The 26,709-nt window shown below is 36.4% G+C and carries 21 protein-coding genes and 1 other annotated feature; of the genes, 1 reads left to right on the top strand and 20 read right to left on the bottom strand.

What is annotated here, in order from left to right; genetic code table 11:
* Window positions 1-22: 22 nt before the first annotated feature.
* From KHA96_RS04490 to KHA96_RS04455, 8 genes are all read right to left on the bottom strand, one after another.
* Window positions 23-931, bottom strand: coding sequence for a DUF7847 domain-containing protein (locus KHA96_RS04490; RefSeq protein WP_213128070.1), 909 nt, complete (start codon window positions 929-931; stop codon window positions 23-25).
* A 145-nt stretch (window positions 932-1,076) separates the two neighbouring features.
* Entirely contained in the window at window positions 1,077-2,153 is a 1,077-nt protein-coding gene (gene msrB, locus KHA96_RS04485; RefSeq protein WP_213128069.1) for a peptide-methionine (R)-S-oxide reductase MsrB, read from the bottom strand.
* Window positions 2,154-2,419: 266 nt separating this feature from the next.
* Window positions 2,420-3,337, bottom strand: a complete 918-nt coding sequence (murB, locus tag KHA96_RS04480) for a UDP-N-acetylmuramate dehydrogenase (protein WP_481748206.1) — start codon at window positions 3,335-3,337, stop codon at window positions 2,420-2,422.
* 150 nt (window positions 3,338-3,487) lie between these two features.
* On the bottom strand, window positions 3,488-5,179 hold the full coding sequence (gene argS, locus KHA96_RS04475) for an arginine--tRNA ligase (RefSeq protein ID WP_213128068.1): 1,692 nt from the start codon (window positions 5,177-5,179) through the stop codon (window positions 3,488-3,490).
* A 42-nt stretch (window positions 5,180-5,221) separates the two neighbouring features.
* Window positions 5,222-5,427, bottom strand: a binding site (T-box leader).
* Between the two features lie 51 nt (window positions 5,428-5,478).
* Window positions 5,479-6,318: a DeoR/GlpR family DNA-binding transcription regulator gene (locus KHA96_RS04470; protein WP_213128067.1), complete on the bottom strand. Its 840-nt coding sequence runs from the start codon at window positions 6,316-6,318 to the stop codon at window positions 5,479-5,481.
* Between the two features lie 86 nt (window positions 6,319-6,404).
* Entirely contained in the window at window positions 6,405-7,676 is a 1,272-nt protein-coding gene (rhaA, locus tag KHA96_RS04465) for an L-rhamnose isomerase (protein WP_249315259.1), read from the bottom strand.
* 609 nt (window positions 7,677-8,285) lie between these two features.
* Complete coding sequence (rhaB, locus tag KHA96_RS04460) at window positions 8,286-9,755, bottom strand: rhamnulokinase (RefSeq protein WP_213128066.1); 1,470 nt, start codon at window positions 9,753-9,755, stop codon at window positions 8,286-8,288.
* A gap of 17 nt (window positions 9,756-9,772) precedes the next feature.
* The gene (locus KHA96_RS04455) at window positions 9,773-11,842 is read right to left on the bottom strand and encodes a bifunctional aldolase/short-chain dehydrogenase (RefSeq protein WP_213128065.1); all 2,070 of its coding nucleotides are present in this window, start codon (window positions 11,840-11,842) and stop codon (window positions 9,773-9,775) included.
* Window positions 11,843-12,231: 389 nt separating this feature from the next.
* On the opposite strand from KHA96_RS04455, the gene KHA96_RS04450 reads away from it, so the two are divergent.
* The gene (locus KHA96_RS04450; RefSeq protein WP_213127372.1) at window positions 12,232-13,371 is read left to right on the top strand and encodes an IS110 family RNA-guided transposase; all 1,140 of its coding nucleotides are present in this window, start codon (window positions 12,232-12,234) and stop codon (window positions 13,369-13,371) included.
* A 182-nt stretch (window positions 13,372-13,553) separates the two neighbouring features.
* Here the strand turns inward: KHA96_RS04450 and KHA96_RS04445 are convergent, their stop codons facing one another.
* From KHA96_RS04445 to KHA96_RS04390, 12 genes are all read right to left on the bottom strand, one after another.
* Window positions 13,554-14,153 carry a response regulator gene (locus KHA96_RS04445; protein ID WP_213128064.1) on the bottom strand — a complete coding sequence of 200 codons (600 nt, stop codon included), beginning with the start codon at window positions 14,151-14,153 and terminating at the stop codon, window positions 13,554-13,556.
* A complete protein-coding gene (locus KHA96_RS04440) occupies window positions 14,150-15,283 on the bottom strand; it encodes a sensor histidine kinase (RefSeq protein WP_213128063.1) in 1,134 nt (377 codons plus the stop codon). Before KHA96_RS04440 ends, KHA96_RS04445 begins: the two co-directional genes overlap by 4 nt.
* Before the next feature lie 69 nt (window positions 15,284-15,352).
* Complete coding sequence (gene desA, locus KHA96_RS04435; RefSeq protein WP_213128062.1) at window positions 15,353-16,393, bottom strand: Delta(5) desaturase DesA; 1,041 nt, start codon at window positions 16,391-16,393, stop codon at window positions 15,353-15,355.
* A 100-nt stretch (window positions 16,394-16,493) separates the two neighbouring features.
* On the bottom strand, window positions 16,494-17,009 hold the full coding sequence (mug, locus tag KHA96_RS04430) for a G/U mismatch-specific DNA glycosylase (RefSeq protein WP_213128061.1): 516 nt from the start codon (window positions 17,007-17,009) through the stop codon (window positions 16,494-16,496).
* A 289-nt stretch (window positions 17,010-17,298) separates the two neighbouring features.
* A complete protein-coding gene (cysC, locus tag KHA96_RS04425) occupies window positions 17,299-17,910 on the bottom strand; it encodes an adenylyl-sulfate kinase (protein WP_249315366.1) in 612 nt (203 codons plus the stop codon).
* A gap of 8 nt (window positions 17,911-17,918) precedes the next feature.
* Entirely contained in the window at window positions 17,919-19,652 is a 1,734-nt protein-coding gene (locus tag KHA96_RS04420; protein ID WP_349305674.1) for an SLC13 family permease, read from the bottom strand.
* Window positions 19,653-19,683: 31 nt separating this feature from the next.
* Window positions 19,684-20,877, bottom strand: coding sequence for a sulfate adenylyltransferase (sat, locus tag KHA96_RS04415; protein WP_213128058.1), 1,194 nt, complete (start codon window positions 20,875-20,877; stop codon window positions 19,684-19,686).
* 22 nt (window positions 20,878-20,899) lie between these two features.
* Window positions 20,900-21,805: an AraC family transcriptional regulator gene (locus KHA96_RS04410; RefSeq protein WP_213128057.1), complete on the bottom strand. Its 906-nt coding sequence runs from the start codon at window positions 21,803-21,805 to the stop codon at window positions 20,900-20,902.
* A 124-nt stretch (window positions 21,806-21,929) separates the two neighbouring features.
* Window positions 21,930-22,955, bottom strand: coding sequence for a Gfo/Idh/MocA family protein (locus KHA96_RS04405; protein ID WP_213128056.1), 1,026 nt, complete (start codon window positions 22,953-22,955; stop codon window positions 21,930-21,932).
* A 501-nt stretch (window positions 22,956-23,456) separates the two neighbouring features.
* A complete protein-coding gene (locus KHA96_RS04400; protein WP_213128055.1) occupies window positions 23,457-24,857 on the bottom strand; it encodes a sulfatase family protein in 1,401 nt (466 codons plus the stop codon).
* A 5-nt stretch (window positions 24,858-24,862) separates the two neighbouring features.
* Window positions 24,863-25,687, bottom strand: coding sequence for a sugar phosphate isomerase/epimerase family protein (locus KHA96_RS04395; protein WP_213128054.1), 825 nt, complete (start codon window positions 25,685-25,687; stop codon window positions 24,863-24,865).
* Window positions 25,684-26,706, bottom strand: a complete 1,023-nt coding sequence (locus KHA96_RS04390; protein ID WP_213128053.1) for a Gfo/Idh/MocA family protein — start codon at window positions 26,704-26,706, stop codon at window positions 25,684-25,686. The genes KHA96_RS04395 and KHA96_RS04390 overlap by 4 nt, the downstream gene beginning before the upstream one ends.
* Window positions 26,707-26,709 lie beyond the last annotated feature (3 nt).

The raw sequence follows: 26,709 nt of genomic DNA, 5'->3' as shown, positions 1-26,709 counted from the left end.
ATATCACCTAACAATAATCGATTCACGATTGCACCACATTATAGTCTTCAATCATTTCCTTTAAATCGTCCGCATCATGCCTTGTTTTAGCATCAAGATACATGACTGCATATCCAACTGAAAAAATCATCGTCGTAAATAAACTAACGATACTTGAAATGATAGAAAGCAAGACACTATTGCCTAAAAATAGTCCGAAAGAAACTTCCACTGCGTAGCTAATAGTTGAAACAATTAAGGAAAATACGATATACAATCCGAATAACGCCCAAGTTCTTTTTTTCGACAGTTTCCAGCTCCTTGTAAACCCGATTACTTCACCATCGAGAACAACAGAGCCGAAATAAAAACTCCAACGCGTTAACAATAGTCCTATTCCAATAGCAAACCCAATAAATAAAAGAATCGCCATAAGAATTCCTGCAAAAGGATTTGCAATGCCACCAATAACCCCGACGAGTACCACGATAATGAATGGAATGATGATTAGTCCAATGATAAGAAGCACAAAAAGAATACTGCTGCCAAGGATAGGGCCATATCGTGAAAACGCCTCTCTAATAACCGTACCAACAGTATATTCTTCATTTTTCTTAATATGGTTAATCGCAATTAAGATTGCTGCTCCAGCGACTGGAAATAAAAAGATGCTAAAAAATGAAACAGCTATGATTCCTAGATCAGCTCCCAAATTTGCAGTCCCTGTTTCCTCGAAGCTGGAGAGTATTTGTTCATACCAAATGTCGCCTGTTCCTAGTTCTCTAAAAAAGCTGACCCCAGAAAAGAGTTGGATGAATACTTGCAGTAAATAAATGGGTCCCATAAAAATAAGATTAATTAGCAAAAAATCGCTAAATTTATTTTTACTTAATCTAAATGTGAGATCTAAAATCTCTCCAAATCCTTTCGGTCGGTTAAACTTTTTATCCAATTTCCATTTCCCCCTGTATGTAAAATAAATCAATCATAACGCCTATTTTATCATTATTTTGAAATCATTTGCTTAAAACACAAGAAATAATTATTAAATTTCGAAAAAGAAAAAAGGCAATATCTAATTTTGATATTACCTAGAGTTATTCAACTACGCCAATGAAATCCTCATAGCCTTCTTTTTTCATTTCTTCCAATGGGATAAATCGAAGTGAAGCACTATTGACACAGTACCTAAGCCCACCATCTTCTTCGGGGCCATCATCAAAAACATGACCAAGGTGAATATCACCAGCACGGCTGCGAATTTCTGTTCGATCCATCATGTATCTTTTATCGCCATGATATGTTACTACTTTACTCGAAATTGGTTTAGTGAAACTTGGCCAACCGCACTCTGAGTCATATTTATCTCGACTGGAAAAAAGGGGTTCTCCAGTAACGATATCAACATATATTCCAGGTTCATACTTATCCCAATATTCATTTGCAAAGGCTGGTTCCGTATCATCCAGCAACGCTACTTGATATTGTTCAGGTGTAAGTTTTTCCTTAATCTCCTCATCACTAGGCCTTATATAACTTTTATCGCCTACATCATCATCCTCATTCAAAATACTTAAATCAATATGGCAATACCCATCTGGGTTTTTTTCCAAGTAATCTTGATGATAGTCTTCAGCAAGGAAAAAGTTTTCTAATGGCAGAACTTCAGTGACGATTTTTCCGTCGTATTTTTTCTGCTCTTCCGCTACAGAAGCATTAATAATTTTTTCGTCGTTCTTATTCTCAAAGTAAACTCCAGATCTGTACTGAATTCCACGGTCATTTCCCTGCTGGTTAATAGTTGTCGGGTCAACCACTTTAAAAAAATAAGTAAGAAGTTCGGATAGTGTAACTCTTTTAGGGTCGTATTCAACGTGGACCGTTTCTGCGAATCCCTCTTCTCCTTTTACAACATCCTCGTATTTAGGATCTATTCCTTTGCCATTTGCATATCCGGATGTCGCATTCTTCACTCCGTATATTCTTGCGAAATATGCTTCCACTCCCCAAAAACATCCACCAGCAAAATAGATTGATTTTAATTTACTAGATGAAAAGTCTACATTTTCATTCGGGTTTATTGGCAAGGAAGCTCGGCTGCCATCCTGCAAAGATGAACAGGCAGTTAAAAAGATGATTAGAAATATAGATGTGCAATATTTAATCTGTTTCATTCAAACTCCTCCCGAAAATTTTTTCGGCTTTGTATATGCTTGCATCGCAAATGTGACAGCTTCATGGTCGGGCGAGCGAAGTTACTTTTAACTCCGCAATCATTTCTTCTATTTCTCTATTTAAAAGCATAATGCAATCCCCTTTCTAAATAAAGTGATTGCATAAAAATATAAAAGAAAAGTCAGATAATTTAGTTATACCCTACTATATTTGGAGTGTAAAGAAAAGAAAAAGCAATCTGTCATAAAGACAAATTGCCATAAAATTATTTTTCTTCCCCTATTATTTTTACTTCCGTTTCAAGGTCAACCCCGAACTTTTCCTTCACCGTTTTTTGGACATGGCGAATTAATTGAATATAATCTGTCGAGGTGGCATTGTCCACATTAACGATAAATCCAGCGTGTTTAGTTGAAACTTCAGCTCCCCCGATCCTTGTCCCTTGAAGGCCGCTCTCTTGTATTAGTTTCCCAGCAAAATTACCGGGCGGTCTTTTAAAAACACTGCCACATGATGGATATTCCAACGGCTGCTTTGACTCGCGCAGAAAAGTATTTTCATCCATTTTTCCTTTGATTAATGTCGGATCAGCTTTCTTTAAAGAGAAGACAGCTTCTACAATAATAAGATGTTCATTGGCAAAGACACTGCTTCTATAGCCAAATTGAAATTCGCCTAATTCAAACGTTCGAAATTCTCCTGATTGTGTAATGACTGTAGCACTCGTTAAAACCTCGGATATCTCGCCGCCATAAGCACCTGCGTTCATGATCAAAGCGCCGCCTACAGTCCCGGGGATTCCACAAGCAAACTCCAATCCAGACAGCTGATGCTGCAAAGCAATTCTTGATACATCAATGATATTTGCACCACTGCCTACTGTAATTGTCTCAGCTGTTACGAAAACTTTATTTAGTTGATCGAGGCTAACGACAATTCCTCGTATGCCTGCATCACGAATAATGACATTCGTTCCTTTTCCTAATACAGTTAACGGAATATCATGATCGAATGCGTATTTTACGATTTTTTGCAGTTCATTGACTTCAGTTGGCTTAATAAAAACATCGCCAATTCCGCCTGTTTTTATAAATGTATGTTTTGATAATGGCTCCGACATTGCAATTTCGGCATGAGGAACCATTTTTTGTAAATCTTTAAAAACCATTAATATTTCTTTCATTTTATTCTGCCTCTTAATTTATTTTAAGTATATATAAGATATTAAAATAATTATGGTACATAAGCAACGCTATTTCATCATTCACTAAGTACATAAATATCTTATTCAATACTCTATTGTATGTTTCTAATGTACAATGATTACCCAAGGTTACATTTCATCAGGTGCCTGTAAACCTAATAATCTTAAACCTTCTTTTAATATAATTGTTGTCGATTTGACAAGTGCAAGTCGACTTTGCAAGTTGCCCTCATCAGATAAAACCTTTACATGGCTATAATATTTATTAAACTCTTTTGCTACATCAAGTAAATATTTAGCGATTTGGGATGGCTCATACTGGACAAAGCTTTTTTCAATAATATTTGGAAATTGCATCAATAGTTTTACTACTGACCAAGAATGGTCATCATTTAAACCGGATATATCGGTGCAATGACGATCATATTTCGCTTTTCTTAGGATGGAACAGGCCCTTGCATGAGTATATTGCACATAAGGTCCTGTCGTCCCTTCGAATTTTAACATATCTTCAAGGGAAAATTCGATATTGTTTTGTCTTTCATTTTTTAAATCGTGAAATATAATTGCTCCAACCCCAACTTGTCGCGCCACTTCTTCTTTATTTAAAAGGTTGGGATTTTTGTCCTCTATACTCTTTCTGGCAAGTTGAATTGCTTCTTCTATCACTTCTTCCAGTAAAACAACCTTACCTTTCCTAGTGGACATCTTTTTGCCATCTTTTAAAATAAATCCGAATGGAATATGGATCATTTTCTTCGCCCAGTCATAGCCCATTTTTTTAAGAACAAGAAACACTTGATTAAAATGAAGACTTTGCTCCTGCCCGACGACATATAACGCTTTATTAAAATGATACGTTTCTTTTCTGTAAAGAGCGGCTGTTAGATCTCTTGTCGCGTAAAGGGTTGCGCCATCTTTTTTCATGATTAAACATGGGGGCAAATCAAATTCCTTTAACTCAACTACATGAGCACCATCTGATTGAGTCAGAAGCCCCATTTTATTAATAAACTGTATTGTATTCTCCATCTTATCATTATAAAAAGCTTCGCCATTATATGAATCAAAGTGTACATCTAATAAGGAATAAATTTTTGTGAATTCTTGTAAAGACTCATCTCTAAACCATTTCCAAAGAGATAGTGCCTCTTTATCGCCTTCCTCTAACCGTTTAAACCATTTTCTTCCTTCATTCTCCAAAGTCGAGTCCAATTCTGCCTCTTCGTGAAATTTTACGTACAGGCTTAATAATTCTTTGATTGGCTGCTCCATTACTTTTTCTTCATTGCCCCACAGTTTATATGCTGTAATTAATTTGCCAAACTGGGTTCCCCAATCGCCTAGATGATTGATTCTGATAACGTTATAGCCACATTTTTCGGCAATCTGTGTCAAGGAATTCCCGATTACAGTAGATCTAAGATGCCCCATAGAAAATGGTTTCGCTATATTCGGTGATGAAAAGTCAATTGTAATTGTTTTATTCTCTCCGAATGAATGAGTGGCATAATTGTTTTCTTCTTTTAGGATCAATTGAAGTGTTTCTTTACTCACTAAAGCTTTATTAAGGAAGCAATTCACATATGGTCCATTTGCCTCCACTTTTTCAAAAAAAGGATGCACAATTTTATTGGCAATTTCTTTAGCTATTTGGGCAGGCGGTTTTCTTAATTGTTTGGCAAGAATGAAACAAGGAAAAGCTAAATCACCTTGATCATCATATTTAGGCTTTTCAATTAACTGTATCACATCTTTACTTGTTAGTGCTTCATTTAACGAATCTGTAATTTGTTCGGCATATATTGATAAGAAATTCATTTATTTTCCTCCTAATTGAAAAATAAAAAAATCCCGTCTCAAATTAGAGACGAGATTACCCGCGGTACCACTCTGATTGTTCATATGAACCTTCTTGTATTGATAACGGGGTTCTCCCCGATAGACCCTACTTTCATTCAGGAATATTTCTCAAAAGTGCGCTTCATTATGAATTATCTATTAGGCTTCCACTATCCCTAACTCGCTTAAGATTACATCATAATTACTCTCTTTATCATTGAAATGGCAATATATATTTTTGCAAGTATAGAAGAAATAACAATAAAAATCAAGAGACATTATCTCTGAAGCCTTAGTTTTTGATTTTTGCTTTTTATGATTGGCAATTTACGTTCCTGAAATTCTTGCATATTTGCTAATTGTGCAGTTAAGACTTTGATGTTTTGTTCCTCTAATGTTTGTTTTGACAGCGGATCAATTTTTTTATCTGTAATGACGGCATTTACTTCTTGTAAAGGAAGAATTTGTGAAAAAGCCCTTTTACCGAATTTACTTGAATCCGCCATTAAATAGACATTTTCGGCTCTAATCATCATTTGTTTTTTAAGCAGCGCTTGCAGCTCATTAGAGTCGCTAAGACCGTCTATCAAATGGACGCCTGTGCAGGAAATAAACGCTTTATCAACATGGTAATTTGCGATGGATTGTTCTGCTAATGGACCTACATAGGATAGGGATCTTGAAAGCAGTTTTCCGCCCGTAGAAATAACCTCGATTTTTTCCTTTTTGCTAAGCTCCATGACGACTTTAATTGAATTTGTCAAAACAGTTAGAGGAATGTTGGGCAATTCTTTTGCCATATACCACGCTGTTGTACTTGCATCTAAAATGATTCTATCACTACTATGTACTTGTTCAGCCGCTTCCTTTGCAATGGCTTTTTTCTCAGGTACATTTGTAATGACCCTTTCCGAGAAATGAATTTCGGATTCAGGTTCTTGTATACTGACTGCTCCACCATGGCTCCGTTCAAGTTTACCTTCACTTTCTAACTTTTCAAGATCACGGCGAATGGTTTCTTCCGTTACAGCAAAAATATCACTTAATTCGGAAACACGAATACTTAAACGACTATTCACTATTTCCACAATTTTTTTATGTCTTTCCGCGACGAGCATAGCTAACGCTCCTGACTTTTGTTTGTTTTTGTTTATCTGTGATGATGAAATTATAACATACTAGTTCAAAGATGACTATTTACCTATTAAGTCGTTTGCACTTGTTTTTTTCGCTTTAATAATACAGTTTGCTCATACGTTTTTACTTCATTTAACCATGTTTCTTTAACAGGTACATTCATCATATCGCAATAATAATCCCAAATGGCACCAAATGGATATGTTTTAAATTCTTCTATCAACGCTAATCTTTCTGTGAAATTTCCATCTTCTTGAAGTTGTTTCATATATTCATTTGGTGTAAGCATTGCAGAGAGCAGTGCTTTTATCATATTTCGAGTACCAATTGTCCAAGCGGCGACGCGGTTAATACTAGCATCGAAAAAATCCAATCCAATCATGACTTGATCGAGGGCATCGTTTCTTACAATTTCAAGAGCAATTTCCCGAAGCTCATCATCGAGCACTACAACATGATCACTATCCCATCTGACAGGTCGAGAAACATGTAAAGCTAATTGATCACTAAAAAGCAGCATAGAGGAGATTTTATTAGATACCATTTCGGTAGGATGGTAATGACCCGTATCCAATAAGCATAGTTTGTTATTTTTCAGTGAATAACCAAGATAAAATTCATGTGATCCAACGACGAAGGCTTCTGAGCCGATTCCAAACAATTTACTTTCAACTGCATCAATATTAAGGGATTCATCGACGTCAGCCGCAAAAATTTGATCAAGTGATTCTTTTAATCTTTTTCTCGGTGTCAAACGATCACTAGGCATATCTTTATAACCATCAGGAATCCAAATATTTGTTAGACAAGGCGAACCTAGTTCTCTACCAAAATATTCACCAATTTTTCTGCTCGCGATACAATGATCGATCCAAAACCGACGAATGTCCTCATCGGGATGTGATAAAGTGAGGCCATCCTCCGCCTTTTCATGCGAAAATAAAGTTGGATTAAAATCAAGCCCAAGCCCTTTTTCCTTTGCCCACTTCACCCAGTTTTCAAAATGCTTTGGTTCAATTTCGTTCCGATCTACGACAACACCATCTGTTTCAGCATAAATAGCGTGCAGATTAACACGATGTTTCCCAGGAATTAAGGATAACGCTTTTTCTAGATCCATACGAAGCTCTTCGGGAGTTGTCGCCTTACCAGGATAATTTCCAGTTACATCAATTCCACCAGACAGCTCACGTTGATTCACTTCAAATCCCGCAATATCATCTCCTTGCCAACAGTGGATAGAAATGGGAACCTGTTTAAGTTTTTCTAAAACCTCATCTACATTAATCCCCCATTTTCCATACGCTTTTTTTGCCATTTCAAAGTTTTCACGGATCATTATTGAATCTCCTCTCTAATTATGTTTCTTGAATTTAATACATTCATAAAGCATCCATCTTTTTATTAAATAGCCTATTTTAATAGTGATGTTCTTGGCCTTTACTTGAAAATTGCTTTAATGTGTCCTTGCCTCTACTTTTATCCCCGACATGGTCACGATGAATGTTTCATCGTGACCATATTGCTGTATTTTCCTGAACAAAGTTACGATAAACCGTTTATCGTGCCCCTGTCGCCGCACTTTTCTTAAACAAGGTCACGATTAACATTTTATCGTGCCCTTGATGTCGCATTTTTCCTAAACAAGGTCACGATTAACATTTTATCGTGCCCTTGATGTCGCATTTTTCCTAAACAAGGTCACGATTAACATTTTATCGTGCCCTTGATGCTGCATTTTTCCTAAGCAAGGTCACGATTAACATTTTATCGTGCCCCTGTCGCCGCACTTTTCTTAAACAAGGTCACGATTAACACTTTAACGTACCCAAGGCACTGCATTTTCCTGAGCAATGTACGATTATCGCTTTACGCATCCTTATCACAGTATTCTCCCTGAATAAAGTCGGATCAATGTGGCCTATCACTGTTTTTTTAATGGACAATGTCAAGTTAAACTAGCATTGCTTTTATTCTTCGAAACAATTTCTTTAAATCGTTGTATGGCTTCTCGTTCGTACGAGGCACTAGGTTGGTATTCTTTAATCTCAAATGAATCCGACACAAGTAATCTTCCAGCTTCCAAGCTATCAATTTCATTAGAGGAAATAAGTTGCATTAGTAGATTCCCAATGGCCGTCGCTTCGACTGGGCCGCTATATACAATTTTCCCGCTTAGATCAGCGGTCAATTGGTTTAAAAACTCATTTTGTGAACCTCCCCCTACAATATGGAGTTGCTCTATTTTTTCACCAACCATCGCCTCTAACTCTTCTATTGCAACCGCATACATAATAGCCAAATTATAAAATACGGCGGCGGCAAGCTCCCCAGCTGTTTTCGGGATAGCTTGATTCGTTTCTCGACAGTATGCTTGAATCTCTGCAATCATGTTCTCGGGATTTAAAAAACGTTGATCATCAAAATGGATAAATTGCATAAATGGCTGTACATGTTTTGCTTCTACTACAAGCTGCTCAAAGCTTAAATTCTCTGGCAAGTTCCGCTGTACTTCTTGTAGAATCCACAGTCCCATTATGTTCTTCAAAAATCTATATGTCCCGAATGCTCCCCATTCATTTGTATAATTTCCTTTATAAGACTCTTCGTTAATGACTGGGGAATCAAGTTCCATACCAAGAAGCGACCAAGTACCACTGCTTAAATATGCCCAGTTTTCACCTTTTCCTGGCGTCCCTATTATAGCGGATGCTGTGTCATGAGAAGCTATATTGATAATCGTGCAATTAGGTAAATTCAACTCCGGAAACCAATCTTTTCGTAATGGCCCGAGGATGGTCCCAGGTTCAGCAAGACTGGCAAACTGTTCTTTCTTTACCGATATTGCCTCAAGCAGCTCTAAATCGAATGTTTTTGCTTTTACATTCATCAACTGCATAGTCGATGCATTTGTTATCTCTGTCACTGCTTTTCCAGTTAATCTATAACCTAAATAATCGGGTACCATTAAAATGTTGTCTGTTTTATTTAATAAATTTTCATTTTCTTCTAACAGTTGGCAAATAGTATTAAATGGTAAAAATTGAATTCCAGTCTTATTATAAATTGTTTCCTTAGGTATAATCTTCGCTAGCTTTTCAATCGAGTTATCTGTACGATGGTCCCGATAAGAAACGACTTCTTGGAGTCGTTTCCCATCCTTGCCAACTAAAGCATAGTCTACTGCCCACGTATCAATCCCTACTGTGCAATCTTCATATCCCATCGATAAAACTCGCGATAAGCCTTGTAAGATTTCAGTTAAAAGATGATCGATATCCCAGAAGTATATTCCATTTTTATCTGTAAAACCATTTGAAAATCTATGAATCTCTTGAATATCGAGTTTTCCATCCTTTATTATACCAGTGACTAAGCGACCGCTTGACGCACCAATATCGGCTGCAATATGGAGCATTTGTGTTTCACCTCCAATTATCTTGTAAATGCTGCTGGAACACCACCATCGACTGTTAACATACAACCCGTAGTTTTTTCGGCTTTAGATGAGGCAAAAAATGCAATTGATTCTGCGATATCTTCAGGATAAATATTTACTTGTAAAGTCGTTCTTTTTCTGTAATGCTCTTCTAATTCGTCTGCATTAATTCCATATGCTTCTGCTCGTTCTTCACGCCAATTGGAATCCCAAATAGCAGAGCCTTGTAAAACTGCGTCTGGCAACACAGAATTTACCCTAATTCCATATTCCCCACCTTCAGTAGCAATGCAGCGTGCTAAATGTGTTTCAAGCGCTTTAGCGGAGCTATACGCCGTAACATTTTTTCCAGCGTATAAAGAGTTTTTGGAACCAACAAAAACCATATTTCCTCCGATGTCTTGTTTCTTCATTTGTTTAAAAGCTTCACGAGCTACAAGAAAATATCCAGTACCAAGAACATTTATATTTAAGTTCCATTCTTCCACACTTGTTTCATCGAATGGACTGGAAGTGGCAAGTCCAGCATTGTTAACAATAATATCTATTCCACCATATTTTAAGGCAGAGTTTTCAAAAGCTGCTTTTACTTGTGACTCGCTTGTTACATCCATTTTAATTGCATGTGCTCTACCTTCGCCAAACGTTTCATTTATTTCTGCTTCTATTTTTTGAGCACCTTCAATATTCAAATCCGCTATGATTACATGTGCCCCTTCGGATACGAGTCGTCGAGCTGTATTACTTCCAATCCCCCCAGCACCTCCAGTGATAAATGCAACTTTACGGGAAAATTCCAATTCTGGTGGAGCGAGTGTTAATTTATACAATTCAAGCGGCCAATATTCCACATTGTAAGATTCGTTTTCACTTAATGACACGAATTCACCAAGAGATGTAGCGCCTTTCATTACTGCAATAGCACGGTGATACAGCGCACCACTCACTTTTGCCATTGCCAATGTTTTTCCTGTGTTAACCATCCCAATTCCAGGGATAAGAATAACTCGTGGGGCTGACTCAAACATTTGATCATCTTCATTTTTGTTTCTGTTGAAATACTTTGTATATTCTTCTTTAAAATGATTAATTCCTTCTATAATCTTAGTTTTTAAACTTTCGATATTGTCCATTTTAGGGTTCCAATCAATGTAAAGAGGGGTACGTTTCGTATGAACTAAATGATCTGGGCATGCGGCGCCAACTTGTGACAAATCCTTAGCATTTTCACTATTCACAAACTGTTGAACACTGTCTGCATCATCATACGAAAGAATCATTTTATTTTCTTTACTAACAGCCCCTCTAATAATTGGCATCACTTCTGATAAAACATGCAGGCGATCACTTTCAGGTAAAGTTATGTATTTTGGTCCGCCGAATATCGTTTCTTCATTGATCATACGATGAATATACTCTTCTGTTTCGTTAATAATCGAAAGTGTTTTTTCGTAAGACTCTTTAGATGTTTCTCCCCACGTGACAAGACCATGCTTTTCCATTAAAACTAATTCAGCTGTTGGATTGTTCCGGACTCCTTCAGCAATCATTTTTGAAAGTGAAAATCCCGGGCGAATATAGGGGACCCAAACAAATCGATCGCCATAAATTTCTTTTGCAATGTCTTTTCCGTTATGGGCACAGCAAATGCTAATAATTGCATCTGGATGGGTGTGGTCCACATGTTTAAAAGGTAAGAAGGCGTGCAGCAACGTTTCGATTGATGCGCGTGGGTGACTGCTATCGATCATACAATGAGCTAGGTAGGCGACCATCTCCTCATCTGGCATTTCGTCTCGTTCAATCAAAGGGCGGATGTCTTCCATTTTTAATCCTGTAAAATTTTTAGCTTTCATAGTAGCAAGATCAGAGCCACTACCCTTCACCCACATAACTTCAATTTCACGTCCACGAAAATCCTTTTCAAACGTTTTCATTGATGTATTTCCTCCGCCCCAGTTACAAACAGAACGGTCTGAGCCGATTAAATTTGAACGATAAACAAGTTCCTCTACACCTTTAGTTAATTGTGCAGCATAATCTTGATTCCATAAACTTTTAACCATTCAAAATCCTCCAAGTTTTTTGATTTGTTTGTTTAAGTATATACTATATTTGTTTGCTTTTGAATATATTTATTTGTCTTTTTTTGTTTTTGTAACTTAAACTAAATATATAAACAGTTTTGTTTTTAATATAAAAAACTATCATGATCTTTCGCTCTCAACCCAGGAATGAAAATGGGTTTCTCGCTCCATAATGTTGATACCGCAAACAGTGAGTATATAACGTGGTCTTTAATGGTGGCTTGACCCTGTATAAAAAACTGTTGGAATGAATTTGGTGTACAACCCATTGTTAGCTCTCTCTTGTTGAGAGATGACTACGAACAGAAAAATGTTTAATTTCAAATTCATTCCACTGTTTGTGGAATACATTTAGAAGGTGGAGTGAAATGGAAACATTGTACAAACGATGTGCAGGTCTGGATGTCCATTCGGAAACAATTGTGGCCTGCGTGATTCTTGGTGAATCAGAGAACGATACAGTTAAGTTGATTGAAACATTTCCTACTTTGACGAAAGATCTGTTTCGTCTACTTAAATGGCTAGAAGAAAAAGAAGTGACCCATATCGCAATGGAAAGTACCGGAGTGTACTGGAAACCTGTCTATAATATCCTAGAGGACTTCTTTGACATTACTTTGGCAAATGCTCAGCGCATTAAAAATGTTCCTGGCAGAAAAACGGATGTTTCGGATGCAGAGTGGATTGCCAAATTATTGAGGCATGGTTTGATTGAGAAAAGTTTCGTCCCTCCGGAAGACATTCGCAATTTGCGAGATTTAACCCGTTTGAGAAAGAAATGGATTGGACATATGACTTCTGAAAAGAATCGGATCCAAAAAGTATTGGAGACTTCAAACATCAAATTAGGGACAGTCATTTCCGATGTTTTCGGAGTTTCTGGCAGAAAATTGTTGGAACAACTAATGTCCAATGGCTATATAGATCAAGAAGATGTCGAACAAAAGATACATGGGAGTATGGCGCATAAAAAACAATTAATTACAGATTCCCTGTTTGGCACATTGAATGATCACCAACTGTTTCTTATCAAACAGTCATGGATGCACATTGTCTATCTGGAAGAATTAATTTCCGATATTGAAAAAAGGATCGATGGGATACTGATAAACTATAAAGAAGAAGTAGAACTTCTTATCACAATGCCGGGGATTAAGAAAGATACTGCAGCCGTGATCATCGCAGAAATTGGAGTTGATATGACACAATTTCCAACTTCCAAGCACCTTGCGTCATGGGCAGGATTGTCACCTGGAAATCACGAAAGCGCTGGAAAACGAAAGAGTACGCGAACCGTGAAAGGAAACCCGCATATTAAGTCGGCATTGTGTGAAGCCGCTTGGGCGGTATCTAGAAGTCGAAGTAAAATGTTATCAGTGAAATATTGGTCTTTATCTGCAAGAAGAGGAAAGAAAAAAGCACTCGTTGCCATTGGACATCGAATGCTTACCATTGTCTATCATATGCTTCAGAACAAAGAACCCTACCACGAGCCTACTGCAACTTAGCATTATAGACAATAAATAGAAAAGTTATACGAGAAACCGTAAATTATGGTAGCTCTACTTTCCTATTGTAAATTTCAGTTGTTAGTTAGTTTTGACAATTGATATAAATCTTAAACAAGAATTTATTTTCACAGAAAAAGACAGATCAGCATATTCCTGCTATCCGTCTTTAAAAGTTCCATTTATTTAAACCATCCTTTTTTTCTTGAATGGGTAATGGCTTCTATTCTGTTTGTAACTTCAAGTTTGTCTAAGATTTGGGAAATGTAATTTCTTACAGTTGCAGCTTTTATACTAAGCTGGTCCGCTATTTCCTTTGTGTTTTTTCCGTCAGCAACGAGTTCGAGAACAGCTTTCTCCCTAATCGTAAGTGGATTTTCTTCACTATATACATCATCCATTAGCTCGGGGGCATAAATCCTTCTTCCTGCCATAACACTTCGGATTGTGTCAGCAAGCTCTTCGCTTGGACTATCCTTTAATAAGTAGCCTTTAACCCCCGCCTTAATAGCGCGCTGAAAATATCCGGTCCGAGCAAAGGTAGTTAAGATGATTACTTTACACCCTGTTTCCTTCAGTTCTTCAGCTGCCTCAAGCCCTGTTTTTTCAGGCATTTCAATATCCATGATACATATGTCAGGTCGATATTGATGAACGAGATCGATTGCTTCTAAGCCATTGCTTGCCTTTCCCACTACTTCCATATCCTCTTCCAAATTCAGTAATGAGCCTAATGCACCTAACATCATTCGCTGGTCCTCCGCTATAACAATTCGAATCACTTTAGATCCTCCTTATCTGTTTGTTTAATTGCTTTTGGGACAATCATAGTAATAATAGTTCCATTACTACTATTGATTTCTAAATTCCCATTTACAAAATCTATACGTTCTTTCATACCAAGTAGTCCGTTCCCTTTTGATAAATCTCGATCTTCCATACCAACACCATTATCTTCAATATTTATACAGATATTGTTTGGAGATTGCTCTATTGAAATTTTGCAATACGTTGCGTTGCTATGTTTAACCACATTGGTAACGGCTTCCTTCATACACATACTTAAAATATTTTCTAGAAATAAGGAAACATTGGATAATTTATTGCTGTCATCAATGATCAAATCAATTCCAGCTGCTTTCAATATTTGCTTAACACGAACCAATTCTTCTTTTATACGAATTCCACGCATTTGCGAAACCATATTCCTCACTTCATTTAAGGCGGTTCTTGCAGTTTGCTGGACATCTTTTAATTCAATTCGTGCTTCTTCAGGATTTTTATATATTAATCTTCTTGCTAAATCACTTTTTAACCCAATGAGTGAGAGTCTTTGACCTAAAGTATCATGTAAATCTCTTGCAATTCTTTGTCGTTCCTCTTGTTTGACTAGGTCTGCAATCCTTTTGTTTGCGAATTCAAGTTGTTGTTCGAGCTGTTCCTGTTTTTTACGGTTATATAAGTTGAAAGGAAGCAAAATAACACTAATCCAAATGATGATAATAAAGGGCAGCTGCTTTAAAAATAATTCATTTTGAATGACGACACTATAGTTAATCGAAACAGTCGTACAAACTAAATGAATAATATATAAGGTCAAGAACGCAATTCGATTTTTTATATTTCCATTATAGTAAGCAATGTAAAATGCAAAATAAACAAATTGGAAAATGATCGTCATCGTAATAGAAATCGCTATTAAAATACTTGTCCAAAGATATACTGGCCATTTTTTTGAAATAAAAGCAAGTCTATAGATGATGAAAAAAACAATGGTTAATACGATTCCAACTATAATTTCACTTGTTGACGACGACTGAAAAATAAAATAGAAAGGTAATATTGTAAAAATACTCCAAATATAAGGGTTAATACCCGAACTTTTTAAAACTGCCAAATAATTTTTTTTCATATATAAATACCTCATTTTATTAAAAAATGTAGCTCTTTTGCTATCTTACCACAAAAGAGCTACATCACTTTATTTCACTTGAGCAGGAATGCTTGTACTTTTCTTTTTCTTCGCTTCATAAAGGCTCTTCACTTCTTTAAAACCAACAAATCTTTTACCGTGTTCATCCCAAAGACGAAATTTAAGTGAACGTAGACTTGTTTTTAGCGTTATAGTCTGAACTTCCTGTAAGCGTTCATGATTATTATGAACTTCTTCAAGGTAATAGTTCGGAACCCTTGGGCTCAAATGATGCACATGGTGAAACCCAATATTACCGGTAAGCCATTGTAAAACTTTAGGTAATTTATAATACGAACTACCATCCAATGCAGCTTTTACATAGTCCCAATCCTCTTGATTTTCAAAATAAGAATCTTCGAATTGATGCTGTACATAAAAAAGCCAAATTCCTAATGAACCTGATATGAAGAAAATCGGTCCTTGAATGAGTAGAAAGGCTTGCCATCCGATCGTCCAACATAATAAAGCTGATACAGAAATAATTGCAATATTTGTAATGTACGTGTTCTTACGTTCCCTAGGCCTAGCATTTTTAGCGTTAAAACGGTATGCAATAAGAAATATATAAATAGGTCCTAGTACAAACATAACGAAAGGATTTCGATACAATCGATAAGCTAATTTTTTCATCTGTGATGTTTCGATGTACTCATCGACTGTAAGAACCCAAACATCACCAGTACCTCTTTTATTCAAGTTGCTGCTAGTAGCATGATGAATGGAGTGGCTATGCTTCCATTGCTCATATGGACATAACGTGAGAATTCCAGTTATAGTTCCAAGTATATTGTTAGCGTGTCGGTTTTTAAAAAAAGAGCCATGACAACAATCGTGAAAAATAATAAATATTCGAACGAGGAAACCAGCTGCTATGATGCATATTCCTAGAGTCAATAAATAGGAGAGGGAAAGTGTGAAATACGCTAATACCCAAAGTAAAAAGAATGGCACAAGCGTATTTATTACTTGTCTTACACTGTTTTTTGTATTTGATTTCTCATATGGGGCAATTTGCTTTCTCAAAATTTTAGGATCATTTTTAGACATTCACGTGTCTCCTTCCGATATCTTTATTACAATCATATAGTTAATAAAGATATGGTTGAAGGCATAAATGTCATGGACAAAACATGATAAATATCATAGTTTATTTATTTTCCCGAGCAATCAATTTTGGCAACTGTGAGTATATATTTGCAATATCATCGATCCTCATTCTGACAAGTCCGCTTGATGATGGAGCAACAAAATCAACGACTCCAGGAATAATAGATTCTGATTGCTTGCCCCATTCAACTTTTTTTCTGCCACTAAATTCTTGGTATACTCCTTTTCCTACAAAACAGATTATTTTGGGGCGATACCTTTTTATTTTATCTTTTAATACTTCTCTTCCTGTACGATACTCATCAGAGGAAATTTCTTGGGCACTTTTAGTTGGTCTTGCAACTATGTTGGTGAAACCATATCCAATATCAAGTAATTTAAAGTCTTCAGTAGGTGAATATTTTCTATTTGTAATCCCTGCTTTGTATAGAATGGTCCAAAAACGGTTCGTTGGATTTGCGAAATGATGCCCAGTCTCGCTAGACATAATACTTGGATTAAATCCTACGAACAGTACATCTAAATTTTCTTTTATATGATCCGTAATAGGTTTCATTTAGACGCCCCTTTCTATTGCCTATATATTGCCTGCTGAGAAAACGTGAATAAGATACACCTGGCATTATTAATCTTAGTAAGCTAATGCCTTTCGGTTCGTTCCGGAAATCTTCTAAAACAGCTATGAAAATAAGCAAAAAATCTGTATGCCCTCAATACGATGAATCTGTATTCTAGAATCTGACTTACGGCATCATTAACTGTTTTTCTTACAGGTTTCCTTATACAAAAATGATCCTTCATTATGAATTATTCTCCATAACGAAGGATCATTTTACAATACTATTTTATCTTAACTCTATATAATGATGATCCTTTAAATATTTTATCACATGATTAACAGATTCTTCGACAGTGTGCATTTCACTATCAATAATAATTTCAGGATCAATCGGTTCCTCGTAAGGAGCATTAATACCGGTAAAGTCTTTAATTTCCCCTATTCTTGCCTTTTTATATAGGCCTTTTGGATCCCGCCTTTCGCATTCTTCTACACTACACTTTACATACACCTCAATAAATTCATGACGATCAACTAATTCACGCACAATGTCGCGATCTCTTCTATAAGGAGAAATAAAGGCTGTTAATGTAATGATCCCAGCATCTACAAATAATTTAGAAACTTCACCAATTCTGCGGATATTTTCTGAACGATCCTCTGGACTAAATCCTAAATTTTTATTAAGACCATGTCTTATATTATCGCCGTCTAATACATATGTGCTCATTCCCAATGCATATAATCTTTTTTCAATCTCTACACAAAGGGTTGATTTCCCAGAAGCCGATAAGCCAGTAAACCACAAAATGGCACTTTTATGCCCGTGTAATAATTGTCTTTCTTTTTTGTTTATATGTTGATTATGCCAAGTTATATTAGTAGCTTTCATAAGCATCACCTTTTCTAGATCCAAAAAGTATAGATCATAAAAATCGTAGAGAGCATTACAATGATATTTAAAGGAAATCCAATTTTAAAGTAGTCAATGAACTTATAGCCTCCTGGACCATATACAATTAGATTCGTTTGGTACCCAATCGGAGTAGAAAAACTCGCTGAAGCTGCAATCGTAATAGCAAGAACAAAAGGTATGGGCTCTACACTCATTTGTTGTGCCACTTCAATCGAAATAGGAAACATAATGACCGCAGCCGCGCTATTCGTAATAATTTCCGTAAGAATATTCGTTGCTAAGTAAAGAACTCCAATTACAGCCAAAATTCCGTACGGCTGTGCTATATGAATCAACCCTCCGGCTAAATATGAAGCGGTACCACTTACTAATAAAGCCGTTCCGACTCCAAATGCACATGCTATTAAAAGCAATACAGGGAAATGTAAAGATTTCATTGCTTCATCAGGTTTGACCACTTTCAAAATAAGCAATATGCATACGAGAATAATGACTGCTTTTAACATTGTAATCATGTTTAATGTGACAAGAACAATCATGGATAAAAGAGCAATGACTGAAAACCAGCCCTTCTTTTGATCCTCTAAAATAGAAGGAGTTGATAAAGAGGTTGTAACATAGAAATCATTTGATTGTCTCATCTTCATATCAAAGTCTGGTCCGCACAAAAGTAAAAGAGCATCTCCAGGCTTTAACGTAATATCCCCTATTTTGCTTTTAATCCTTTCTCTATGTCTATGTACAGCGATGACTCCCGCATCAAACTTACTACGAAAATATGAATCTTGAATTTTTTTATATAAGAGAGACGAATGATGTGAAACAACTGCTTCAACGAGTTGTGTATTGCCATTTTTCAACGAATCTAATGAAAAATCGGAGCCTGTTTCAAGTTTCAGCCCTTTAATTCTTTGTAATTCAGCAATAGTGGAAATCAGACCTGTAAATATAAGCTTATCTCCTTGCCTTATCATCGTCGTTGATTTAACAGGGGACACTCGCTCATCATTACGAATAATTTCAATTAAATATAAACCTTTTAACCTTCTTAGACCCGCATCCTCAACAGTTTGATTTAAAAAAGGAAAATCTCTTTCAACTTTCATTTGTGAAATATATTCCTTGCTATGTTCATTAACTTTTTCTAGAAGGACTTTATGGTTTGGGAGGAACTTATGTCCAATTAATATGATGTATAGCAACCCAAATAAAACAGCGGGAAATGCAATAAAACCTATTTGAAAAAAAGAGAATCCTTTCAAACCGGATTCCAACAACATGCCATGAACGACAAGATTCGTAGAGGTTCCAATCAAAGTTAACATTCCACCTAATATGGTTGCATATGACAATGGTATTAAAAACTTTGATGGTGACACATGATGCTCTGAACACCATTTTCGCAAGATGGGTGTAAGTGTAACGACGATAGGAGTATTGTTTAATACACTTGAAAACGCGGTAACTGGAGTAAGAATTTTAAAAAAAGTCCATCGGATAGATTTACTGTTACCTAATAATTTCGTAACTAATCTGTCTGCAATCCCACTTTTTTGAATAGCGGCTGCAATGACAAATAAAAAGGCAATTGTGAGCATTCCTTCGTTTGAAAAACCTTTTAATGCTTCTTCAGTAGTAAGTACACCTGATAATAAAAAAATCGATAAAGTAAAAAAAAGAATGATGTCTGGTCTAGTTATTTCTAAAACTAGACCAATCAACATTAAGATAAGAATGAGTAACACGAAAGCTATTTCAGATGTCATATTGGTCAGCTTTATTAAGTCCCTTAATTAAAATTTCAGCCACTTCTGGCCGCGAAAATTCTTTTGGGGGCTTTATTCCATTTTTCAGCATTGTTCTTACTTTTGTCCCACTTAAATGGAGATGATGTTCTTTACTATGAGGACATGTTTTAGCCGTTGCCATATTCCCGCACTGCTTACAATAAAAGGAATGTTCAAATTTTAGTATATTCATCCCGATTTCTTTTTCATAAATACTAATTAATTCTTGTGCCTCATACGTTCCATAATAGTCGCCTACTCCAGCATGGTCTCGCCCAACAATAAAATGTGTACACCCATAATTTTTCCGCACCAAAGCATGTAAAATGGCCTCTCTTGGACCAGCATAACGCATGGCAGCAGGATATATGACTAACCGAACACGATCTTTAGGATAATAATGATCTAATAAAACTTCATAACTTTTCATACGAATGGAGGCAGGAATATCATCAGCCTTCGTTTGACCGACCAAAGGGTTTAATAATAAACCATCGACATTTTCCATGGCGATTTTTTGTATATATTCATGTGCGCGATGTACTGGGTTTCGAGTTTGAAAACCAACAATCGTTTTCCAACCAATACTTGCAAACATATATCTTGTTTGGGCAGGATCCATATAATAATTTATAAACTCTCCGTGGTCCGGTCTATTAAGCAAGGTGATGGGTCCTGCAAAGTATACCTCACCTTGTTCATATAATTTTTTTACACCTGGATGAGCTTCATTGGTCGTTCCGTATACTAAACGAGCTTCCTCTTTTTTGTCGTACATAAATTTTTCCTCAAGCTTTAAAATTCCATATATGATATCATCTGCACCTTTTAGAGCAATTTCTTCCCCTATTGAAAATAAAGATGCCTTTTCAATTTCTACAGGAAGTGTAATCGGGATGCTCCAAACAAGACCATTCTCAAGACTCATTTTATTTATGACAGAAAGATAGTCTGTTTTTTTCATGAACCCTGTCAAAGGGCTAAAACCACCTATAGCAATTAATTCTAAATCTGATATCGACCATTCCGAAATGATTAAGGATGATAGTTGATCCGCTCTCTTTAAAAACCTTTCTCGCTCATTTTCACTAACTTCCCGATTTATTAAAATTCCACCATGTGGCTTGATGTTCGTATCGTATTGAAGTGCATGGACACTCATTTATAATCTCCCTTCAGCTTCATTAGCTTACATTAGAATTTCCTTTATATTTTCCAGGTGAACAACCTACAGATTTACGGAAAAGTTTACTGAAAAAAGCTGAATCGTCATAGCCTACTCTTATTGCCACATCTATTACCTTATCGTCTGTTTCAATTAAAAATTGCTTTGCTTTCTCAATTCTAATGCTATGTAACATTTCAATTACTGTTTTTTTCGTCTCTTGTTTAAAGAGTCTATTTAAATGTCTTGGACTGATATTAAAAATATGACAAAGATCTTGAATGGATATTTTTTGATCATAATTTCTTGATAAATATCCACAAATACGTTGAACCAATATACTGTTGCTATTCTCTGCGGTAACATGTTTCTCCACTGTAGAATTTCTTTCATTGTATATACGAGAAAGCAAAATTAATAATTCTACCATTTGCAGACGAATCAAAGTAGAGTAACACGAATTTTCTTTATTGTACTCTTGCAACATCCCTTCCAATAAGGATAGAAATCTAGAAGAATAGTTTCCATCTAAATTTAGAAGATGATGGAATCGTTCATTCCGATCCAAGAATGGCTGGATATAAAAATAATCCATTGATTGGGAAACGCCTAATTCTTTTAGCCAGGAGTCTTTAATCAAGCTTGGCAAAAATAAACAATTAATGATTTCGAGAGTCTTATTTTTCTCGACTTCAAAAGTATGGACTTCACCCGGGTTAATAATAAAAACATCATTTGTCTTAATGGTATATGATTGTCCTTCGAAAACGTGATTTGCATTACCTTGGATTACGTACACTAATTCAATGAACTCATGTGAGTGAGCTGGAGGGACGTTTGTTGAGTCATGTCGAAAACGGTGAATCCAGAAAGGAAAATCTTTCGTTTTCATGTATTCACTACTCTGGTATCTTGTCGCACACATCATAACTCCTCCTAGAATGAATCTAATAGAAATATGAATACTTTGCACATTATGAAAGGTAAATCACATTATGATTACATCAAATATCGTTTAGTCAAGTGAATATTACTAACATTCAATTAATTTAAAGTAATTGTTTCCCTTTTTTCCTTATATCTTTTAACTCGATGACTTTCCCATTCTCTATTTGCGAGCGAATGATTGCTTCAATTACCTCTTGAGCTGCCAATGCATCGGCTCCAGACCCTGAAATGAAGTTAGGGGATACTCCATCTTTTATCTCTTGTATAAATGTCTCAAGTCGATTTTTAAATGTATCATTAAAACCATTTAACCCAGAAAGCACCGAATTTCGATACACTTTAAGTTCAGTACTTTTGTGTGGAAAAAGAGTTAATTCATTATACACATCATTGATAGTGAATCTTCCCTTCGTCCCTGCCACCTCACAAAATTCAATCGGATGCTGGTTATCCATATCATAGCTGCCCGTTAAATGGCCAACAGCTCCCGATTCAAATTCCATATTAATTGATGCAGTAGACCAAACGGTTCTTCCAGGAGCCTTTGTCATAAAAGCTTGAACTCTCCGTATGTCTCCACAAAAATAACGCATGACATCTATCGAGTGCGGGTGTAATGCACGCATATGAATCCAAGGACTAGATTCATTTGGATTTCCTATCGTTAGTTTCATGTTCATAAAGAGCAGCGTTCCTAGATCTCCTTTTTCAATCCATTCCTTAGCTTTATATGCCGTTGAAACGAATCGATGGTTAAGATTACATGCTAGTCGAATCTTTAGTTTCTGCGCATAATCAACCATTTCTCTTGCTTCAGTTATATTATTAGATATTGGTTTTTCGACTAAAACATCCTTTCCATATTCCATAGCAAGCATCGCTGGTTTATAGTGATGTGAACCATTTTCAACACCACCAGTGGCAACGCTTATAACATCAATTTCTTCAGTGTTTAGCATTGTTTTTAAATCTGAATAAGCTATAACTCCATATTGACTCGCGACTTTATCTGCTAGTTCCCTATTTAAATCACAAATAGCTACTAATTCAGTATGGGGATTTTCATAATAAAAACGACAATGAAGCTTCCCTATATTATTTACTCCGACTACAGCGACCTTAATCAAGGATTCCTCTCCTTTCAAATATATAGACTCCCGGCATTTACTGAGTGAGATAGCCCAAGGTTTTCTTGTGCCATTTTATTATTTCTTCTCCTACATTTAATAGGGGGATATTTCATTTTTTATTAGTAGAATTACCCATTCCATATTAAACGAGATAATAATCTATATACATGCGTGCACTTGCCACCGTTTATTTTCGTTCCAGGTGGACGCTTTCCGAGGAGGCTCACCGCGCTCGTACCTTGAAAGCGAGCAACTGAAGCGGAGATCAACCTCGTACTATCTTGGTATGCAACAAGGTTTACAAACCATCTTTTAAAAAAATATATAAATTAGTGACGCTTCTTTGGTATGTCTTTTTTGGAAAAAGTTATTTAATTGATTACCATACTTCCCATTAAAGCTCGTTGTCTCACCGAAATTGTGAAGGTATAAATATGTTAACGTTTTTCTATCTTAATTTGAATGCTTCGAAAGTAATTCTTTCGAAGCATTCTATTATTATTTCACTTTTTCTTTATCTTTTTCTTGAAGCTTTTGGGCGGAACTGATGGACCCAATATACATTGCTTCATATGCTTCCTCGGATGTTTCAAATGGACCACGGTCAAGTCCATGCCAGCTTAAATTTGTATACATAGGATTTTTCCTGCCGGTTTCACTTTCCCTTATGGCAATATATTTGTTCATTCTTCCCATTAGCATATTAACAATTTCAGACTCTTGATCAGCCAAATTTGTTAATTCCTTTGGATCGTTGAAGATATTATAAAGCTCAATTTCCGGTTTAAAGTGAAAGTCAGGTTCAAGTGAACATATTAATTTCCATTCAGGAGTTCGCCAACCATGCTTTCTCATCCAAGTGCATTCTGTTATATAAAACTCCGAAATTGGTTGAACAGTTTCATTGCGGTTGTAAACTACATCCAAAAGGTTGCGACCGTCAAATGAAATATTCGTTTCTATGCCAAGAAGTTCCAAAACAGTAGGTGTAATATCTTTTATGAACGAAAAATCTGTAATCCGTTTTCCGGCCGGAAGTTTTCCAGGAAACTTCATAATTAATGGAACGATTAAAGTATTTTCATAGAGGCCATGATGATCATAATAGCATTCATGCTCATTCAATGTTTCTCCATGATCAGAGGTAACAATGACAAGCGTTTCTTCTTCAATACCTAAGGTTTCTATTGTCGTAAAAATGTTTTGAATGCATGCATCCATATACGCAATGGCTCCATCGTATTGTGCATCGACATATTTAGAATCTGTACACCCTTCTGGTAGCCACGAAGTTATATAATCAGCAAACGGTTTAAATTCTTTTAATTTATTTAATGATTGATTGTCTGGATCGCATTCATTTCCATCATAAAAGATGCGCTCATATGGTTCTGGGGGCAGATAAGGTGAATGAGGGTCCATATGTCTTAAAAATAAGAAAAATGGCTCATCTTCATTAGCAAGTCTTTTTAGTTCAGGAATCGCTTCTTTATTTAGATTTTCCGCTTTTGGACTACGGCCCGTTTCGTCGGCTCCCCAACCTTCATAGTCAATATATTTTTGAAATCCTCTAGATGATGGGTTCCCAGTAAAACCTATACAAGTTGTATTATAACCATTTTCCGCCAATACCTCTGGCAAGGTTTTCACATGATCCCCTAAAGGACCTTTATGTCTTAGTGCTACTACGTCTGTACCAAAGCAATCCATTCCCGTTAACATTGAAGCATAACCAGGAGTTGTCGGAATACTTGGGCTAAAATGGTTCTCAAATAAGATCCCATCTTCAGCAAACTTATCGATATGAGGAGTTGTTAACCGATTGTACCCATACGAGCTCATACGATCTCTTCTTAGACTGTCAATCCCGAAAAGAATGATATTTGCTTTCTTTTTCATAAGATCTATCCTTTCTGCACAATATTTGCTTCTCTTGCCCCAAGTGCTTTTAAGCATGCATTTAAATATCCATAGCTTTCCGCCGCTACAATGGAAACATCGGCAAGAGAATGGTTATTCGCACCAATCACTTCCAGAACAACCGGACCGGAATAATTCCCATCCACCATTGCTTTGCAATAGGAAAATAAATCTATATCTCCACGGCCACATGCTTGGTCATGAATTGGTCCAGGACCGGCAGCGCGGCCTTTACAATCGCGTATATGGATATGCTTTACTCGACTTAGGACTTTCGGCAATTCCACTTCGGGATTTTCATTACCTCGATAAATGTGGCTAGGGTCCATATCAATCCCAAATGCAGTAGAAGAAATTTCATTCATTGCTCTTAAAGTAGTTTCTGTATTGTAAATTGCATTTCCCACATGTGCTTTTACGCAAAGTGTAACACCGTAGCTTTCAGCTTTCTTTGCCAAATTGTATAGAGTTTCAATGGAATGTTCTAAGTCTGCTTCTACCCCGGATTTTCCTCCTGGACCTACATTGACTACTGGAATTCCGATAGCAGCCGCAGCTTCAAACGCTAATGTAAGTCTTTCCTCGTCCAATGAAGCTACTTCCATGGATAAAAGCTCCAAACCATATTTATCTGTGATAGAGCATAATTCATCAGCTTGTTCTTTCCAACGGTCTAGCTCAAGATGCTCACACATACCTTTAATGGCTGATATTTCCACTCCGTCATAACCGCATGCTGCAATTTGTCTGGCAGCTGTTGAAAAGTCGAAATCTTTAAATAAAACAGAGTTCACACCAAGTTTTATCATTTTATACCTCCTGAAATCGCTCTTACTTCCTCAACATCTACAATTGTTCCAGTTTCCCAAGATTTAATTGCCGCTTCAATGATCAGCTGGGCTTTAAGTGCATCTTCGCCAGACCCGTCTACACGATCATATGTAACTCCAGCGACAAGTTGATCAACGAAGGAATTAATGCGACTCTTGAATGTTTCCGGGAAGGCTCGCATTCCGCCAAGATGGCTATATTTTTCCGTTTGAATACTAGTTCTTGGATAAAAAGTTAAATGTTCACAAGCATCTTCTAATACAAAACGTCCTTTAGATCCAACAACCTCGCATAATTCAAGACCGTAGCTAGCGCCTGCGTCATAACTTCCTACAAGATTTCCAATCGCACCATTTTCAAATTCCAAAATAATCTGTGCATTGGACCAAATTTTGCGCCCCTCACCTTTCATCATAAAAGCAGCTACCCGTTTAACATCCCCACAAAAATAGCGAATGACATCAAAGGAATGTGGATGTAATGCACGTAAGTGGAACCAAGGAGAACTTTCTACTGGATTGTTGATCCACATTCTCATATTGACCATATGAATCTTTCCTAATCTTCCACTCTCAAGCCAAGATTTTGCTCTTTCTGCAGCAGGTGTAAAGCGATGGTTTAAATTGACAGCATATGGAATTTGATTTCTTTTGGCCAAATCAACCATCTGTTGACCTTCATCAATATTATTAGAAATTGGTTTTTCGCCTAGGACTGGTATACCCGCATTCAATAATTCCATTGTAGGAGCAAAATGTTCACTTCCATTTTCTTCCCCCTTCGTACAAACACTGACAAGGTCCAATTGGAGGTTGCTAGCAAGCAAGTCATTAACGCTGTAAAATGCAGTTCCCCCAAACTTAGCCGCGGCTGCATCAGCTTTTTCTTTTATAATGTCACAAACTGCAACAATTTCAGTATCGGGGTTTTCCTTATAAACCGATGCATGAATACTTCCGATATTTCCAACACCTACAATGCCTACCTTCAATGTCATTTG

The organism is Bacillus sp. FJAT-49711 (genome assembly GCF_018343715.1).
GTDB lineage: Bacteria > Bacillota > Bacilli > Bacillales > Bacillaceae_C > Lederbergia.
The sequence above is the reverse complement of the archived record's forward strand: the minus strand, read 5'-3'. Positions and strand labels throughout refer to the sequence as shown.